Source organism: Streptomyces sp. NPDC055966 (genome assembly GCF_042269865.1).
Lineage (GTDB): Bacteria > Actinomycetota > Actinomycetes > Streptomycetales > Streptomycetaceae > Streptomyces.
In genome coordinates this window covers 262,153-278,559 of the sequence record NZ_JBHJYK010000001.1, presented here as the reverse complement: position 1 = coordinate 278,559, position 16,407 = coordinate 262,153, and the positions used below count along the sequence as shown (strand labels likewise).

10 protein-coding genes and 3 tRNA genes are annotated in these 16,407 nt (G+C 73.9%); 5 read left to right on the top strand and 8 right to left on the bottom strand.

Annotated elements, in window-relative coordinates; all coding sequences use genetic code 11:
* Window positions 1–107: 107 nt before the first annotated feature.
* The 4 genes from ACFC8N_RS01305 to ACFC8N_RS01290 form a co-directional block, all read right to left on the bottom strand.
* Window positions 108–2,033: an ABC transporter ATP-binding protein gene (locus ACFC8N_RS01305; RefSeq protein ID WP_376285281.1), complete on the bottom strand. Its 1,926-nt coding sequence runs from the start codon at window positions 2,031–2,033 to the stop codon at window positions 108–110.
* The gene (locus tag ACFC8N_RS01300; RefSeq protein WP_356031393.1) at window positions 2,033–3,766 is read right to left on the bottom strand and encodes an ABC transporter ATP-binding protein; all 1,734 of its coding nucleotides are present in this window, start codon (window positions 3,764–3,766) and stop codon (window positions 2,033–2,035) included. Before ACFC8N_RS01300 ends, ACFC8N_RS01305 begins: the two co-directional genes overlap by 1 nt.
* 138 nt (window positions 3,767–3,904) lie before the next feature.
* A complete protein-coding gene (locus tag ACFC8N_RS01295) occupies window positions 3,905–5,344 on the bottom strand; it encodes an FGGY family carbohydrate kinase (protein WP_356031391.1) in 1,440 nt (479 codons plus the stop codon).
* A gap of 63 nt (window positions 5,345–5,407) precedes the next feature.
* Entirely contained in the window at window positions 5,408–5,713 is a 306-nt protein-coding gene (locus tag ACFC8N_RS01290; RefSeq protein ID WP_376285277.1) for a YtxH domain-containing protein, read from the bottom strand.
* Window positions 5,714–5,862: 149 nt separating this feature from the next.
* Between ACFC8N_RS01290 and ACFC8N_RS01285 the strand changes: the two genes are divergently transcribed.
* From ACFC8N_RS01285 to ACFC8N_RS01275, 3 genes are all read left to right on the top strand, one after another.
* Window positions 5,863–5,935 (top strand) — tRNA-Asn (locus ACFC8N_RS01285).
* A 6-nt stretch (window positions 5,936–5,941) separates the two neighbouring features.
* Window positions 5,942–6,014 (top strand) — tRNA-Asn (locus ACFC8N_RS01280).
* Between the two features lie 187 nt (window positions 6,015–6,201).
* Window positions 6,202–6,275 (top strand) — tRNA-Ile (locus ACFC8N_RS01275).
* Between the two features lie 113 nt (window positions 6,276–6,388).
* Here ACFC8N_RS01275 and ACFC8N_RS01270 read toward each other — a convergent pair.
* Complete coding sequence (locus ACFC8N_RS01270) at window positions 6,389–8,017, bottom strand: S53 family peptidase (protein WP_356031385.1); 1,629 nt, start codon at window positions 8,015–8,017, stop codon at window positions 6,389–6,391.
* A gap of 103 nt (window positions 8,018–8,120) precedes the next feature.
* Entirely contained in the window at window positions 8,121–11,033 is a 2,913-nt protein-coding gene (locus ACFC8N_RS01265; protein ID WP_376285274.1) for an AAA family ATPase, read from the bottom strand.
* A 155-nt stretch (window positions 11,034–11,188) separates the two neighbouring features.
* On the opposite strand from ACFC8N_RS01265, the gene ACFC8N_RS01260 reads away from it, so the two are divergent.
* A complete protein-coding gene (locus tag ACFC8N_RS01260) occupies window positions 11,189–12,442 on the top strand; it encodes a serine/threonine-protein kinase (protein WP_376285271.1) in 1,254 nt (417 codons plus the stop codon).
* A 203-nt stretch (window positions 12,443–12,645) separates the two neighbouring features.
* On the opposite strand, the gene ACFC8N_RS01255 is transcribed toward ACFC8N_RS01260, so the two are convergent.
* Window positions 12,646–13,680 (bottom strand): LysR family transcriptional regulator, encoded by a 1,035-nt coding sequence (locus ACFC8N_RS01255; RefSeq protein WP_356031378.1) that lies wholly within the window; start codon window positions 13,678–13,680, stop codon window positions 12,646–12,648.
* Window positions 13,681–13,804: 124 nt separating this feature from the next.
* On the opposite strand from ACFC8N_RS01255, the gene ACFC8N_RS01250 reads away from it, so the two are divergent.
* A complete protein-coding gene (locus ACFC8N_RS01250) occupies window positions 13,805–15,199 on the top strand; it encodes an MFS transporter (RefSeq protein ID WP_376285268.1) in 1,395 nt (464 codons plus the stop codon).
* A 96-nt stretch (window positions 15,200–15,295) separates the two neighbouring features.
* Here the strand turns inward: ACFC8N_RS01250 and ACFC8N_RS01245 are convergent, their stop codons facing one another.
* Window positions 15,296–16,333 carry a rod shape-determining protein gene (locus ACFC8N_RS01245; RefSeq protein ID WP_356031373.1) on the bottom strand — a complete coding sequence of 346 codons (1,038 nt, stop codon included), beginning with the start codon at window positions 16,331–16,333 and terminating at the stop codon, window positions 15,296–15,298.
* Window positions 16,334–16,407 lie beyond the last annotated feature (74 nt).

Here is a 16,407-nt window from a genome sequence, read left to right as displayed (position 1 = left end):
CCACACCCCCCACCCTCGGCCCGCACCTTTTGGGGCGTCCGGGGGGGGGGGGGGGGGGTGTGGGGGGGGGGGGGGGGGGGCCCCCCCCCCCCCCCCCCCCCCCCGCTTCAGTCCACCTCGGCCACCGCCTGCGCGAACTGCGCCTTGTACAGCCGCGCGTACGCCCCGTCGGCCGTCAACAGCTCGGCGTGCGCGCCCTGTTCCACGATCGAGCCGTTCTCCATCACGAGGATGATGTCGGCGTCGCGGATCGTGGAGAGCCGGTGGGCGATCACGAACGACGTGCGGCCGTGCGCCAGTTTGGCCATGGCCTTCTGGATCAGGACCTCCGTTCGGGTGTCCACGGAACTCGTCGCCTCGTCCAGGACCAGGATCACCGGGTCGGACAGGAACGCCCGCGCGATGGTGATGAGCTGCTTCTCACCCGCGCTGACCCCCGTGCCCTCGTCGTCGATCACCGTGTCGTAGCCCTCGGGCAGGGTGCGGATGAACCGGTCGGCGTGGGCCGCGCGGGCCGCCTCCTCGATCTCTCCGCGCGTGACCTCGCGCGTGGCGCCGTACGCGATGTTCTCCGCGATCGTGCCGCCGAACAGCCAGGTGTCCTGGAGCACCATGCCGATCCCGGACCGCAGTTCGTCGCGGGTCATCCGCCGGACGTCGACGCCGTCCAGGGTGATCCGGCCGCCCGAGACGTCGTAGAACCGCATCAGGAGGTTGACCAGCGTGGTCTTGCCCGCGCCGGTCGGGCCGACGATCGCGACCGTGTGACCGGGCTCCACCGTGAGCGAGAGGTCCTCGATCAGCGGCTTCTCCGGGTCGTACCGGAAGGACACGTGCTCCAGGCGGACCCGTCCGCGCAGTTCCTCGGGCCGCTCGCCCGGTACCGGGTCGGCCTCCTGCTCCTCGGCGTCGAGGAGTTCGAAGACCCGCTCGGCCGAGGCGACGCCGGACTGCACCAGGTTTGCCATCGAGGCGACCTGCGTCAGCGGCATCGAGAACTGCCGCGAGTACTGGATGAAGGCCTGGACGTCACCGATGGAGAGCGAGCCGGAGGCGACCCGCAGCCCGCCGACCACCGCGACCAGCACGTAGTTCAGGTTCGACACGAACATCATCAGCGGCTGCATCACACCGCTGTTGAACTGCGCCTTGAACCCGGCCTCGTACAGCGCCTGGTTCTGCTCGGCGAACTGCCCCGCCGACTGCTCCTGCCGGCCGAACACCTTCACCAGGGTGTGCCCGGTGTACATCTCCTCGATGTGGGCGTTCAGTTTGCCCGTCGTGCGCCACTGCTGCACGAAGTGCGGCTGGGACCGCTTGCCGACCCGGGTCGCCACCAGGGCCGACAGCGGCACCGTGACGAGGGCGACCAGCGCCAGGATCCAGGAGACCCAGAACATCATCACCAGCACGCCGACGATGGTGAGCAGGGAGTTGATCAGCTGGCCCATCGACTGCTGGAGCGTCTGGCCGATGTTGTCGATGTCGTTGGTCGCACGCGAGAGCACCTCACCGCGCTGGCGCTTGTCGAAGTACGACAGCGGCAGCCGGGACAGCTTCGTCTGCACCTGCTCGCGCAGCCGGAGCATGGTGAGGTTCACGGTCCGGTTGACCAGCCGGGTCGCGACCGCCATCAGCAGGCCGGAGGCCATGAACGTGCCGAGCGCGAGCAGCAGGACGTCGCCGACGGCCCCGAAGTCGATGCCCTTGCCTGGGGTGAACGCGGTGCTCCCCAGCATGTCCGCCACCGCGCCCTGGCCGTGGGCCCGCATCTGGTCGAGGACCTGCTGCTTGGTGACACCGGCGGGCATCTGCCGGCCGATGATGCCGGAGAAGACCAGGTCGGTGGCCCGGCCGAGGATCTTCGGGCCGATCACGCTCAGGGCCACGCTGACGACCGTGCACAGCAGCAGGAGGCCGATCGTGGCCCGTTCGGGTCTGAACTGGGCGAGGAGCCGTTTGCTCGACCCCTTGAAGTCCATGGAACGCTGGTCGGGACCGCGCCCGGCCATCATGCGCATGGGCCCGGCCATCAGGCAGCCTCCGCTTCCGTCAGCTGGGAGAGCACGATCTCCCGGTAGGTCTCGTTGTCCGCCATAAGCTCCTGGTGCCGGCCGGTGCCGACGACCCGGCCCTCGTCCAGCACGATGATGCGGTCGGCGTCCCGGATGGTCGCCACGCGCTGGGCGACGATGACGACGGTGGCCTCGGCGGTCTCCCGGCCGAGCGCCGCGCGCAGCGCCGCGTCGGTGGCGTAGTCGAGCGCGGAGAAGGAGTCGTCGAAGAGGTAGATCTCCGGGCGCTGGACGAGGGTGCGGGCGATGGCGAGGCGCTGGCGCTGGCCGCCCGACACGTTCGTGCCGCCCTGCGCGATGGGCGCGTCGAGCCCGCCCTCCAGCTTGCTGACGAAGTCCTTGGCCTGCGCCACCGTCAGCGCCTGCCACAGCTCCTCGTCGGTGGCGTCGGGATTGCCGTAGCGCAGGTTGGTCGCGACCGTGCCCGCGAACAGGTACGGCTTCTGCGGGACCAGGCCGACCGTCCTCGCCAGCAGCTGCGGGTCGACCCGCTGCACGTCCACGCCGTTGACCAGGACCTCGCCCTCGGTCGCGTCGAAGAGCCGCGGGACCAGCCCGAGCAGCGTGGACTTGCCGCTGCCGGTGGAGCCGATCACGGCGGTCGTCTCACCCGGCCGGGCGACCAGGTCGACGCCCTTCAGCACCGGCTCCTCGGCCCCCGGATAGCGGAAGCCGGCCGCGCGGATCTCCAGATGGCCGTGCGCGCGCAGCTCGGTGACGGGCGCCGTGGGCGGCACCACGCTGGAGTCGGTCCCGAGGACGTCCTGGATGCGCTCGGCGCAGACCTCCGCGCGCGGCACCATCATGAACATGAAGGTGGCCATCATCACGGACATCACGATCTGCATCAGATAGGCGAGGAACGCGGTCAGGTCGCCGATCCGCATCCCGCCGCTGTCGATGCGGTGTGCGCCGAACCACACGACCGCGATCGACGACACGTTCACCACGGTCATGACGATGGGGAACATCAGCGCGAGCATCCGGCCGGTGGCCAGCTGCATCTCGGTGAGGTCGCCGTTCGCCCTCCCGAACCGCTCCTGCTCGTAACCGTCCCGCACGAAGGCGCGGATCACCCGGTTGCCGGTGATCTGCTCGCGCAGCACCCGGTTCACCGTGTCGAGGCGCTCCTGCATCGACCGGAACAGCGGCCGCAGCCGGCGCACGATCAACGTGACGCAGATCGCGAGCACCGGGACCACGGCCACCAGCACCCCGGACAGCGGAACGTCGAGTCCGAGGGCCATCACGATGCCGCCGACGCACATGATGGGCGCCGACACCATCAGCGTGAACGTCATCAGGGCCAGCATCTGGACCTGCTGTACGTCGTTCGTCGTACGGGTGATGAGGGAGGGGGCACCGAAGTGACCCACCTCACGCGAGGAGAACGACTGCACCCGGTCGAAGACGGCACCGCGCACGTCCCGGCCGAGCGCGGAGGCGGTCCGCGCACCGAAGTAGACGGCGCCGATGTTGCACACCACCTGGGCCAGCGAGATGCCGATCATCAGGGCGCCGAAGGACAGGATGTAACCCGTGTCACCCTTCACGACACCGTTGTCGATGATGTGCGCGTTGAGAGTGGGCAGGTAGAGGGTGGCGCAGGTCTGGAGGAACTGGAGCAGCACCAGCAGGGCGATGGGTTTTTTGTAGGGCCTGAGATAGGCCCGCAGGAGTCGTATGAGCACGCTGCGTCTCTCGGGGTCGGCGAAGGGGCGGTTCGGTTGCCCTTGGCCCCTATCGTCCGACACTCCACCCGCGTTACCTCAAGTGATTAACCGGCGGAGAAGCGCATACGGCCACGCGCGCGGAAGCTCGTACGACACTTACGAGTGAAACGCCCCCGGATGGGTCTGCTCCCGCACGGCCGTGAACTGCTGCCGCACCGCCTGACCCACCGCCAGCTCGTCGCCCGGCTCCAGCACCTGGGCCGCCGCGCCCTGCCAGGCCGGCGGGGTGCGCGGATCGAGTGTGCCCTGCGACACGCCGAGCGCCCAGGCGGCCTGCCGCGCCGCGCCGATCGCCGCGTAGTCCGCCGGCTGCGGCACGACGACCTGCGCGCCGAACAGCGAGGGCGCCGAGGCCTGCACGGCGGGCAGCTCGGCCGCCTGGCCCAGCAGGAAGATCCGCCGCACGTCCACGCCCCGCCCGCGCAGCACGTCCAGCGCGTCACCGAGCCCGCACAGCATGCCCTCGAACGCGGCCCGCGCCAGGTGCTCCGGCTTCATCGACTCCCGCCGCAGCCCCGCGAGCGTCCCGGCGGTGTGCGGCAGGTTCGGCGTCCGCTCACCCTCCAGATAGGGCAGCAGCACCAGCCCGTGCGCCCCCGGCGTCGACTTCATCGCCAGATCGGACAGGGCCTCCAGGTCGGCCGCGCCGAGCAGTTCGGCGGCGCCGCGCAGGGTCCGTACGGCGTTCAGGGTGGTGACGACCGGCAGGTGCATGCCGGTGGCGTCGGCCAGGGAGGTGATCATCCCGGACTGGTCGGCGAGCGCCTCCGGGTGGACGGCCATGACCGACCCGGACGCCCCGAGGCTCACCACCGCGTCCCCCAGCCCGATCCCGAGCCCGAACGCGGCGGCCATGGTCTCCCCGGTCCCGGCCGAGATCAGCAGCCCCTCCGGGGTCGTACCAGCCGCCTCGGACGGGCCGATCACCTCCGGGAGCATCGCCTGGTGCCCGAGCGCCAGCTCGACCAGATCGGGCCGGTAGCCGCCGGTGGCGGCCGACCAGTACCCGGTCGAGGAGGCTCCGCCGCGGTCGGTCGTCCGGCGCACGGGGCGGCCGAGCAACTGCCACACCAGCCAGTCGTGCGCCTGGAGCAGCACGGCCGTGCGGCGGGCGTTCTCGGGCTCGTTCTTCGCGAGCCAGCGCAGCTTGGTGACCGGCGCCGCGGCCTGCGGCACGCTCCCCACGGCCTGCGCCCACGCCTCGCGCCCGCCGAGCGCGTCGAGCAGATCGGCCCCCGCGACCTGCGCCCGCTTGTCGCCGCCGACCAGCGCCGGGCGCACCGTGTTGCCCTGGGCGTCCAGCGGGACGAGGGCGTTCTGCTGGGCCGAGACCCCGATGGCCTGCACGCCCTCCAGCAGACCACCGCCGGCGGCCTCGCCGAGCGAGAGCAGCCAGGCCTGGGGGTCGATGTCGCTGGGGCGGCCCTCCACCGGGTGCGGGGCGTAGCCCTGCCGCAGTACGGCGCCGCTGTCCGCGTCGCAGACGACGATGCGCGTGAAATCTGGCGAGCTGTCCAAGCCGGCGACTATCCCCATGCATCGAATTTTGCAGCATTCCTGAGGATGCTTGGGCCAGGGGCGGCCAAAGGGGTGGAAGGGCTAGGTGTTGCTCGTGCCCCAGTCGTCCTCGGGGGTGCCGTTGAGGTTGCGCTCGCGCAGGTTCCGGACCCGCTGGGCCACGGTCTCGGGGACCCGGTCGCCGACCTTGCCGCTGACCGTGTGGAAGGCCTTGCCCGCGTACTGGCGGCCCTGCTGGGCGGCCGTCTCGGCGGTGTTCCGGACAGCGGGGTTCTGCGCGATCCGGCGCGCGTACTTCTTCAGCTGCTCGTAGCGCTCGCGTCCGGCCCTCGTGCCGAGTACGTAACCGACGGCCAGTCCCGCGACGAACGTGAGCCGGTAGCGCATGGCTGCCACCCTTCCCTTGCCTGGGTCTGCGGTGCCGTGGGGGATCCGATTGGCGGAGCACCCCCCTGCTTGCGCTAATGTATGTGTCGCAGCGAGCGCCCGCCCCCTGGCGAATACCCAGGTAGGTGCGTTCGAAGCAATCGAGGCGATCCTCCGTAGCTCAATTGGCAGAGCAGCCGGCTGTTAACCGGCAGGTTACTGGTTCGAGTCCAGTCGGGGGAGCTTCGGTCCTCCGTAGCTCAATTGGCAGAGCAGCCGGCTGTTAACCGGCAGGTTACTGGTTCGAGTCCAGTCGGGGGAGCGCACTGATCGAGGACCCCTCCGGGGTCCTTTTTCATGCCCGCTTCATGCCCGCGGGAACCGGCGCGGCCGCGCCGGTGTCCTCAGGGTCATGAGCAGCGCAGAAGCCGACCATCCGAAGCAGGAGATCGTATGAGCGGCTATGCTGCGGCAGACGGCGCGCACACGTGTACGCGACACGCCGCTATGGGGCGGTAGCTCAGCCGGTTAGAGCAGCGGACTCATAATCCGTCGGCCGTGGGTTCGAGTCCCACCCGCCCCACCGCGCGTCACCGGTGCAGAAACGATGTGGCCTGTGGTGACGTCAGGTGAACAGCAACGCGGACCGGGAGTGCTCCCGGTCCGCGTCTCGTTCATGAGGGTCGGCCGACGGCGTCAGCCGAGCAGCTTGCTCGCCAGCGTGGCGGCGTTGTACGAGCCCCAGCCGGTGGTGAAGTCCCAGCCGGTGGCCGCGGAGTAGGCGCCGTTGCTGCCGCTGGTGATGTCGTGGAAGCCGGTGCCGCTCGCCGAGTACAGCGCCGGGTCGGCGAAGCCGAGGTTGGCCTTGCCGGCCGCCGCGGCCCGCTGGTTGTAGAGGGCCGCGAACGCCGCCCACTCCGGCGCGGCGGCGCTGGTGCCGCCCACCGAGGACCAGGAGCCCTGTGAGTAGATCGAGACGCCGGGGCTGGGGTTGGCGTGGGCCGAGACGTCCGGCACCTGGCGGTAGCCGCCGCCGGCGCTCTTCTGGACGGCCGTCTGCCAGCTCGGGATCTTGAAGACGGAGGACTTGCCGCCACCGCCGCCGGACCAGGCCACCTCCTTGCTGAAGGCGTTGGACGAGGTGACGGTCAGCTTGGTGCCGCCGACACCGGTGACGTACGGGTCGCTGGCCGGGTAGTCGACGGAGGTGCCGCCGTCGCCCGCGTCGTCGGAGCCGCTGTCGCCGGAGGCCGCGTAGAAGCCGAGCCCCTGGGCGGCGCCCGCCTTGAAGACGGCGTCCACCGCGTTGATGCCGGAGGTGGTGCGGGCGCTCTCGGCGGCGCCCCAGCTGATCGAGGTGGTCGGGATGCCGCTGTCGACGATGGCCTGGTAGGTGTCGACCTCGCCGGCGTCGGAGTTGGGGCCCTCGAAGACGGTGACGTTCGCCTTGGGGGCGATGGCGTGCAGGACCTCGATGTCCAGCTCGACCTCGACCTGCCCGTCACCGAGCGCGCCGGAGCCGCCGTCCACCTTCTGCACGGTCGGGGCCGGCGAACCCAGGCCGTAGTTGTTGTCGTAGGCGGTGATGTTGGACTGCTGGAAGCCGTCGAACTCCAGCAGAGCGATCTTCTGCCCGCTGCCGGTGTACGTGCCGGAGACGTTGTAGCCGCCCTTGAGCTGGGCCGGGGTGTAGCCGCCGCCCGGGCCGTTGTGCGGCCGCACGGTGGAGGGCGCCTGACGGTGCAGCTGGAGGCGGTTGTTGAGGCCGGCCACGTCGCTGACGATCGAGGCGATCGAGGACGGCAGCGTCGGCGCGGTGTCGTTGGCGTAGAACGAGCGGCCGGACGTGGCGTCCTTCCAGGTCGACAGCTTGGTGCCGAAGGCCTTCTCCAACTGGGCGGCGGTGCCGCTCGCGTCGACCAGCAGGTTGCCCGAGTGGACCGTGCCGACGGTGACCCCCTGCGACCGCAGGTAGTGCCTGAGCTGTTCCACCTCGGCGTCGGTCCGGCCGAAGCGGGCCGCGAACTGACCCTTCGTCAGATAGTGGCCGTACGAGGCGGAGTGGGGGTCGCTGACCCGGGCGACGAAGGTGTCGAGGGCCTTGCCGCCTCTGGGGGTCAGGCTGATGGCCACCGATATCCGCTTTCCCGCCGCCACGTCGCCGGTCCGGGTCGCGTGCCGGTCGAGGCCCTTGAGGACGTCTCCGGTGACGGCGGCCCGCGCCGCGTGGGGCTGCGCGGTGCCGGCGGCGTAGGCCGCGGGGACGGCCGCGGCGAGCAGGGCCGGCGCGGCGACCAGGCCGAGCAGTTTCAGGCGTGACTTCACTGAGGTCCTCCGGAGAGTGGGGGTGTTGTCCCGGAAGCGGAACGGCTTCACCGTAGGAACACGGGCCCCACCCCCATAAGCGGGGGAACCCTTGCTTGATGTGTTAACTGTCGATGTCGTGTGAACGGCGGGTGGCGAGCACCCGGGAGGGGCGCGCGCGAACGGGCTGACTCACCGTCACCATGTGCCCCGGCCCGCCGTCGTCGCCCGGATCGACGGACGCGCCGGAGGCGATGACCGCGACCGCCATCGCATGGGCGAGCGCGGTGCGCGAGCGGACCCCGAACTTGCGGTAGACCCGCGACAGGGCCCCCTCCACCGTCTTGACGCTGATGAACAGCTCCGCCGCCACCTCCCGGTTGGTGGCGCCGTTGCCGACCAGTTCGGCGATCCGGGCCTCCGTGGGCGTGAGTTCGGGCCCGCCCGGCCCCGCCTCGCCGCCGCGGTCCGCGGCCTCCAGGCGCGCCAGCTCGTCCCCGGCCCGTGCCGCCAGCGGGGCGGCGCCGATCCGCGTCGCGATCCGCAGCGCCTCGCCGAGCGCCAGGCGCGCCGCGTTCCGGCGGCGCGCGCGGCGCTCGACCGCGCCGAGCGCGATCAGCGTGCGCACCATGTCCACGGGCAGGTCCAGCCGGCGCAGCCGGTCCACGGCCGTGCGCAGCCGCAGCGCCCCCTCCCGCGCCCGGCCGAGGCCCGCCTCCCGCAGCCCCTCGGCCCGCTCCAGCGCCGCCAGTACGCTGCCGGGCGCGTCGCCGGGCACCCGCGCGCGAGCCTCGCCGAGCACCGTCCCGGCCGCCTCCGTCTCCCCCAGGACGACCAGCGCCTCGGCCAGATCGCCGTACCAGTGCAGCAACGGCGGGTCCGCGGCGCACATCGACTCGCCGAGCCGCCTGACCTGTTGCAGCGCCTCGACCGCGGCCGCCGCCCCGCGCGGGCTGCCGCCGAGCAGCTCCGCCTGCCCGAGCACCGCCAGCGCGCGCAGCAGGAACAGCCGGTCGCCGTCGGCCTCCGAGGCGCGGACCGCCTGCTCGGCGAGGTGCCGGGCCTCCTCGGCGGTGCCGCCCGCGCTCGCCGCGAGGGCCGCCGCGTACAGCGCCGGGGCCACCGGGACGCCCGCCTCGGCCACGGCGCGCGCGCAGCGGTCGGCGGTGCGCAGCGCCTCCCGGCACTCCCCGGCGCGCACCTGGATACGGGCCAGCGCCACCAGGGTCGCCAGCACCTCCTCCGCCCCGGCGGACTCGTCGACGACCGTGAGGAGTCCGGAGACCTCCTCCCGGGCCTCGGCCACCCGGTCGGAGTCCAGGGCGAGGATCGCCCGCATCCGGATCAGCCGCCGGCGCTCCGGGCCGCCGCCGGCGGTGCCGACCAGGGTGAGCGCCTCCTGGAGCGCGGCGTCGGCGGCGCCCGCCTCCCCGGCCAGGGACCGCACCCGGGCGAGCGTGGCGAGCGCCCCGATCCGGGTCTCCGTGTCCCCGGCCCGGTCCGCCAGCCCGGCGGCCCGCCGCGCGTGCCGGGCCGCCTCGGCCAACTCCCCGCACAGCAGGCCGCGTACGGCCGCCCAGTGGTGCAGCCACGCCTCGGCCCGCGGGTCGCCGGCGGCGTCCCGCAGGCCGTCCTCGATCAGGTCGCGGGTGCCGTCGAGCGCCTGCCCGGCGCCCCGCAGCAGGATCAGCCGGGCCCGCACCCGCCGGCGGGCGGAGCCCGACTCGGCGAGGACGGCCCTGGCCGACTGCCCCGCGGCCGCCGGGTCCCCGGCGTCGCACGCGTACTCGGCCGCGGTCAGCAGTCGGTCGGCGCGGTCGGCGGGCCGGTCGGCGGGGGTGCGGCGGGCGGCGAGCCCGGCCAGTTCGCAGGCGGCGTCGGGCGCGCCGCGGCGGCGTGCCTGCGCGGCCGCGGCCAACAGGGTCCGAGCGACGGCCTCGTCCTCGTACGGGCGGGCGTGCGCGAGGTGCCGGGCCTGTTCCAGGGGCTCGGTGACCGCACGGGCCAGCAGGGCGTGCGCCTGCCGGCGGCGGTACTCCGGGGCGTCGGCGTAGAGGGCGGCGCGGATCAGCGGATGGCGGAAACGTACGGTGCCGTCGGCGCCGGCCGCCGCGACACCGAGCTGTTCGGCCGCCGCGAGGTCCGCGGCCGGGTCGGGGAACCCGGCGGCCCGCAGCACGGTGAGGCTGGGGGCCGCGGCGGCGCTCGCGACGAGGAGGGCGTGCCGCACCGCCTCGGGCAGGGTGCGCGCCTGGTCCAGCACCAGGGCGCGCAGCCGCCGGGGTACGGGCAGTGTCCCGGCGGAGCCGGCGGACGCCCCGTCGTGCAGGGCGGCCCGCCCCAACTCCAGGGCGTACGAGGGATTTCCGGCGGCGGTGTCCCGGACCACCCGCAGCAGCGCCGGAGGCAGGCCGGTGCCGAGGGCGGCGCGCAGGAGGCGGTCCGTCTCGCCGTCCGTCAGCGGTGGTACGGCGAGTTCGGCGGTGCCCGGCGGGCAGCAGTGCGGCCGTTCGGGCTGCTCGCCCTCCGCGACCCGTTCCGCGGCCACCATCCGCAGGCCGAGGTCGCCCGCACGGCGCACGGCGAAGGCGAGCACCTCGGCGCTGAGCGGGTCCAGCCACTGGAGGCCGTCGACGACCAGCAGCACGGGACCGGCGGCGGCCAGGGCGCGCAGCACCTCCAGGACGGCGACGCGCACCGCGAGCCGCCCCTGGTCGCCGGCCGGTTCCCGGCCGCGCAGCAGAGCTGCCCGCAGGGCCGCGCGCGGCTCGGGCGGCAGGGCGTCCAGGCGGCTGTCCGGCACCCGTGCGAACAGGTCGACGAGTCCGACGAACGGCAGCGGGGCGTCCTCCCGGGCGGGCGCGCAGTGCAGCACCGTGCCGGCCGCCGGGGCCTGCACGGCCAGGGAGTTCATGAGGGCGGCCACGAGCGTGGTCTTGCCGATTCCGGCGGGACCGTGGAAGAGCACTCCGGGACGGGCCGTCAACTCGGCCCGGGCGGTGGCGAGAAGCTCGTGGCGTCCGGTCAGTGGCCGCATGCGCACGGCAGTCGGCCACTTCGTGCCGTGGGGGTGGCACCCGTGGTGTTCGCGCATCGCAGCATGTGTTCATGACAACCTTCGCGGATTCGGGTTGTCAATGGCGGCGCCGGGGGCACGCGGAGCCGGCAGTGCCCCACGGCCATACTGTGCGCATGGAACGTATAGGGGGGTACCGCGTCGAACGCCGGCTCGGCGAGGGCGGCATGGGCACCGTGTATCTCGCCCGGACGCGCGGCGGGCGGGCCGTCGCGGTGAAGGTCGCCAAGGCCGAGCTGGCGGCCGACGCAGTCTTCCGCGAGCGGTTCCGCAGCGAGGTCGAGGCGGCTCGCGCGGTGGGCGGATTCCACACGGCGCCGGTCGTGGACGCGGACGTCGACGGCGACCCGCTGTGGCTGGCCACGGCCTACATCCCCGGACCGACCCTCGCGGCCCAACTCGCGGCCGAGGGCGCGCTGGACGAGCCCCGGCTGCGGGCCCTGGCCGCCGCGCTCGCCGAGGCGCTGGAGTCCATCCACTCCTGCGGTCTGGTCCACCGCGACCTCAAGCCCGGCAATATCGTCATGGCCGTCGACGGCCCGCGCGTCCTCGACTTCGGCATCGCCCGCGCCGTCGAGTCCACCCGCCTCACCGCCACCGGCACCGCCTTCGGCACCCCCGGTTTCCTCGCCCCCGAACAGGCCCTGGGCCACGATGTGACCGGCGCGGCCGACGTGTTCGCGCTGGGCGCCGTCCTGGTCGCCGCGGCGGGCGGCAGCGCCTGGGGCGAGGGCACGCCGATGGGGCTGATGTACCGCTCCGTCCACGAGCCGCCGGACCTGGCCACCGTACCCGCCGGACTCGCCGGTCTGGTGGCGGGCTGCCTGGCGAAGGACCCCGGGGACCGCCCGACCCCCACCGAACTGCTGGACCGGCTGACGGACGGGACACCGGCACCGGCGTACACCCCCGCGTACGGCCCGCCGCCCCTCGCGCCCCCGGCGCCCGCCACACCCCCGCGGCTCACCCCGCCCCCGGCGGCGCCGCCCTACCCGGCGCCGTACCCCGCCCTGCCCGCCGTGGCCCCCACCCCTCCTGCCGTGACCGCCGCGGCCCCGCCGCAGGTCGCCTACGGGTTCGGGCCGCCGGTCGCGTACGCCGCGCCGGTGGCCGAGCTGACCGACGGGGACTCCCGCGTCGTGGTGAACGCCACCGGGATCGTCCTCGAAGTCGGGGGCGCGGCAGCGGACTTCGCCTGGGCGGAGATCGCCGGTGCCTGGCGCACCTGGCGCGGCCACCATCTCACCGTGGCCGTACGGCTGTGGGACGGTGGCGTGTACGACTGCGAGCTGAACGCCCGCAGATCGGCGCGGCTCGGCGAGTGGCTGGCCCGGCTCGACCCGGTCCTCGGCCGGTACCTGAGGCGGTAGCGGACCGGCCGCCCCGCTGCCCGCCCTGCCCGCTCCGCTCGAACACCGGTCGGGAAGGACTGGAGCGGCACTCCCGGCCGGGCGACGAGTTGGCCGGTTCAGGCTTGAAGCGACGGTGTCATGGGCACGCACCTCCTACCGGCATCCACTGCCGAGTCGTACGGACCGAGGAGGCGTCATGGACGGTCGTATCCGGGTACGTGTCAGCCGGCGTCCTGCCGCCCCGCGCCGCGAGCAGGAGATCGACCGCAGGACCCCGTCCGGGCGGATCCTGCCGTACTGACACCCGGGCGCCGGCGTCCGCTCAGGACGCGCGGGCCGATCCGGGTCACCTCGGGCAGGGGGTCCGCGCGGCGGGCCAGGTCGAGCAGGGTGTGCACGGTGCGCTCGGCCGCGCCCAGCCGAGGATGCCACTGGGCGATGATGCTGACCGGCCGCAGCGGCTCGGTCAGCGGCAGCGCGACCAGTTCGCCCTCCCGCAGCTCCCGGGCGACCGTCAGCTCGGGCAGCAGGGTGATGCCGTGCCCATGGCCGAGAAGGCGCAGCAGAGCCGCGATCGAGCCCTGGAGCAGGGTCTGCTGAGCGCCCGCCAGCAGGTCGGCGCCGAAGCGGTCCACCAGCATCTCCGAGGTGCAGCCGGGTTCGGCCACCAGGAACTCGTGGGGCAGCAGCTGCTCCGGCGTCACCGTCTCCTGCCGGGCCAGCGGATGACCCGGCGCCGCCACCAGGAACGTGCGGTCGTGCCCCACGACCGTGTGCGGGCGGACCGAGCGGATGCCGTTGTCGTACTGGAAGACGAGGTCCAACTCGCCCGCCCCGAAGGCCCGTTCCAGCGCGCCGCGGGACGCCACGGTCAGGGCGACGTCCGCGCCGGCGTCCGGACCGGCGTCCGGGCCGCCCGCGCCGTACTCCAGCGCGGCCAGCACCTCGGGCAGCCACGCGTGGGCCAGCGACTCCTGTGTGCCGATCCTGAGCCGGGGCCGGTCGCCGCGGGCCGCCCGGCGCATCCGCTCCTCCAGCTCCAGCGCCTCGCGCGCGTACGGCAGCAGCCGGCCGCCCGCCTCGGTGAGCACCGCCCCTGTGCCCGCCCGTACCAGTACGCTCACGCCCAAGTCGGCTTCCAGTCGCTTGAGTTGGGCACTCACGCTCGACTGGGCGTAGCCCAGGGCCTGGGCGGCGGCGGAGATGCCGCCGTGCTCGACGACGGCGACGAAGGCGCGGAGGTAGCGGGAGTCCACGGGGGAAGGGTAGCCGTGGGGCGCACACGGCCCCGCGCCCCAGGGTGTTGCCATCGGACTCTCCGATGGGGCCATCGGACTTGCGGTGTCACGGGATCGGTCCGCCCGGCGACACGCTGCCCCCATGACCACAGCCGAACCCGTGTCCAGACCAGCCACCTCTTCCGGCCCGGCCGCTCCTTCCGGCCCGGCCGGCCATGCTCCCCGCCGCGCCGCCCGGCTCGCCTTCGCCGGGATCGCCACCGGGAATCTGCTCGTCCTGCTGGACACCTCGATCCTCAACGTCGCCGTACCCGACATCCAGGCCTCGCTGCGGCCGGGCGCCGCCGCACTGCCGTGGACCGTGGACGCCTACACCGTCGTCTTCGCCGGGCTGCTGCTGGCCGGCGGGGTCTTCGCCGACCGCTGGGGCGCCCGGCGGGTCTACGCCGCGGCCCTCGGGCTGTTCGCCGCGCTGTCCGTGGCGTGCGCGCTCGCCCCCGGGGCGGCCGGCCTGATCGCCGGGCGCGCGCTGCTCGGCGCCGCGGGGGCCGGGCTGGTGCCCGCCTCCCTCGCGCTGCTCATCCACCTGTATCCCGACCCCGGCCGCCGTACCCGCGCCATCGGCGCCTGGGCCGCGCTCAGCGGACTCGGCGCCGCGGCCGGCCCCGTGCTCGGCGGCGGCCTGGTCGAACTCGGCGGCTGGCGGCTGGTGTTCCTTGTCAACCCGCCCCTCGCCCTCGCCGCGCTGCTCCTCGCCCGCCGGCTGCCCGCGCCGCCGGTCGGGGCCGCCCGCGCCCTGGACCGGCCGGGTCTGCTGCTGTCCACCGCCGGGCTCGGGCTGCTCACCTTCGGGCTGGTCGAGGCCGGGATCGAGGGCTGGGGCGCGCCGCGCGCCCTGCTGCCGCTCGCCGCCGCGCTCGCCTGCTTCGGCGCCCTCGCCGTCGTGGAGCGCCGGGCCGCCGCCCCGGTGCTGCCGCCCGCGCTGCTCGCGCTGCCGCGGGTGCGGGCCGCGATGGTCGCCGCTGCGGTGTCCTGCTTCGCCTACTTCGGAGGCATGTACCTGCTCGCGGTGTGGCTCCAGCGCACCTACGACCTGACCCCGCTGCGGGCCGGACTGGCCGCGCTGCCCATGGCGTTCCCGGTGTGCGTGATGCCGTTCTTCACCGGGCGGCTCGTGGCCCGCTACGGCCCCCGTCCCGTGCTGCTGACCGGCATGTCCGCCACGGCCGTCGCCGGCGCGCTGCTGGCATGCGCCGCCGGTCACCATCCGCCGCTGGCGCTGATCGTCGCCGCCGAGCTGGCGCTCGCCGCGGCCGGCACGCTGTCCATCCCGGGTGCCGCCGCCGCGGTGGCCGTCGCGGCGCCGGCGGAGTACGCGGCGACGAGCCAGGGCGCGCTGAACGGCATCCGGCAGGCCGGATCCGCCCTGGGCGTCGCGGTGCTGGGCACGCTGGGCGGCCTCACCGGGGCCGGGTACCTGCTGGCGGGGGTGGGGGTGCTCGCGGTGCTGCTGCTGGCCGGGACCCGTGACCGGTGACCGGTGGCTGTCGTCATGGTGCGGTGCACGGCGGTCGGCGGCGGTCGGCGGTCCGGTCCGGAATGAGGTGGTCCACCGGGCCGCGGGCCTCGTGGCTCAGGCGGCCAGTGGGTTCAGGACCAGCGGCTCGATCCGGCCCTCCAGCATCTCGCCGAGCCCCTGGGCCGCGCAGATGTCGGGCCGTTCGGCGATGTGCACCGGCATCCCGGTGGCCTCGCGCAGCATCTCGTCGAAGCCCGGCAGCAGCGCCGAGCCGCCGACCATCATGATCCCGCGGTCGGCGAGGTCGGCCACCAGGTCGGGCGGGCAGGCGCGCAGCACCTTGCCGATGCCGTCCAGGACACCGGTGAGCGGGGTCTGGATCGCGTCCCGTACGGCGGCGGTGTCGACCCGGACGCTGCGGGCCAGCCCGGTGGCCACGTCCCGCCCGTGGATCTCGGTCTGTGCGGGGCCCTGCGCGGTCAACCCGTTGCCGGACAGGGCCAGTTGCAGTGGACGTACCGACTGGCTGGGAAGTATCAGCTCGTGTTCGTGCCGCAGGTGTTGCACGATCGCGTGGTCCACCGCCTCGCCGCCCACCGGGACCCGCTCGGCGGTCACGATGGAGCCGAGCGAGAGGACGGCCACCTGGGTGGCCGCCGCCCCGCACACCATGATCATGGTGGCCTCGGGGCGCTCGACGGGCAGCCCGCAGCCGATGGCGGCGGCGATGAGCGTGTCCACCAGCTCGACCTTGCGCGCGCCCAGCCCGACCAGCGTCTCGGTGGTCGCCCGCTGGGCCAGCGGATCCGCGTCGTGCGGGGTGCAGGCCGCCGCGCGCAGCCGCAGGTTACGGCGCAGGGCGCGGCGCGTCTTGTCGCCGAGGAGCTGGCGCAGCATGCGCTGGGCCATGTCGATGTCCACCACCGTGCCCCCGGCGATCGGCCGGACGACCCGGATGTAGTCCGGCGTCCGTCCCGTCATCTGCTCCGCGAACTCCCCGACGGCTATGAGCGCGCCGGTGCGGGTGTTCACGGCCGCGGCGGAGGGCTGGTCCACGACGAGACCGGCCCCCTTCACATAGATCCGGGTGCGGGCGGCGCCCAGGTCGACGGCGAAGTGGCAGCGGCGCAACTGCTCCAGACTGACGGTCACGACGATCCTCCCGGTGCGCGGGCGTTGGTGCGCCCGGCCGGATGGCGGGCCTCACACACTGCATCCTGCGCGGG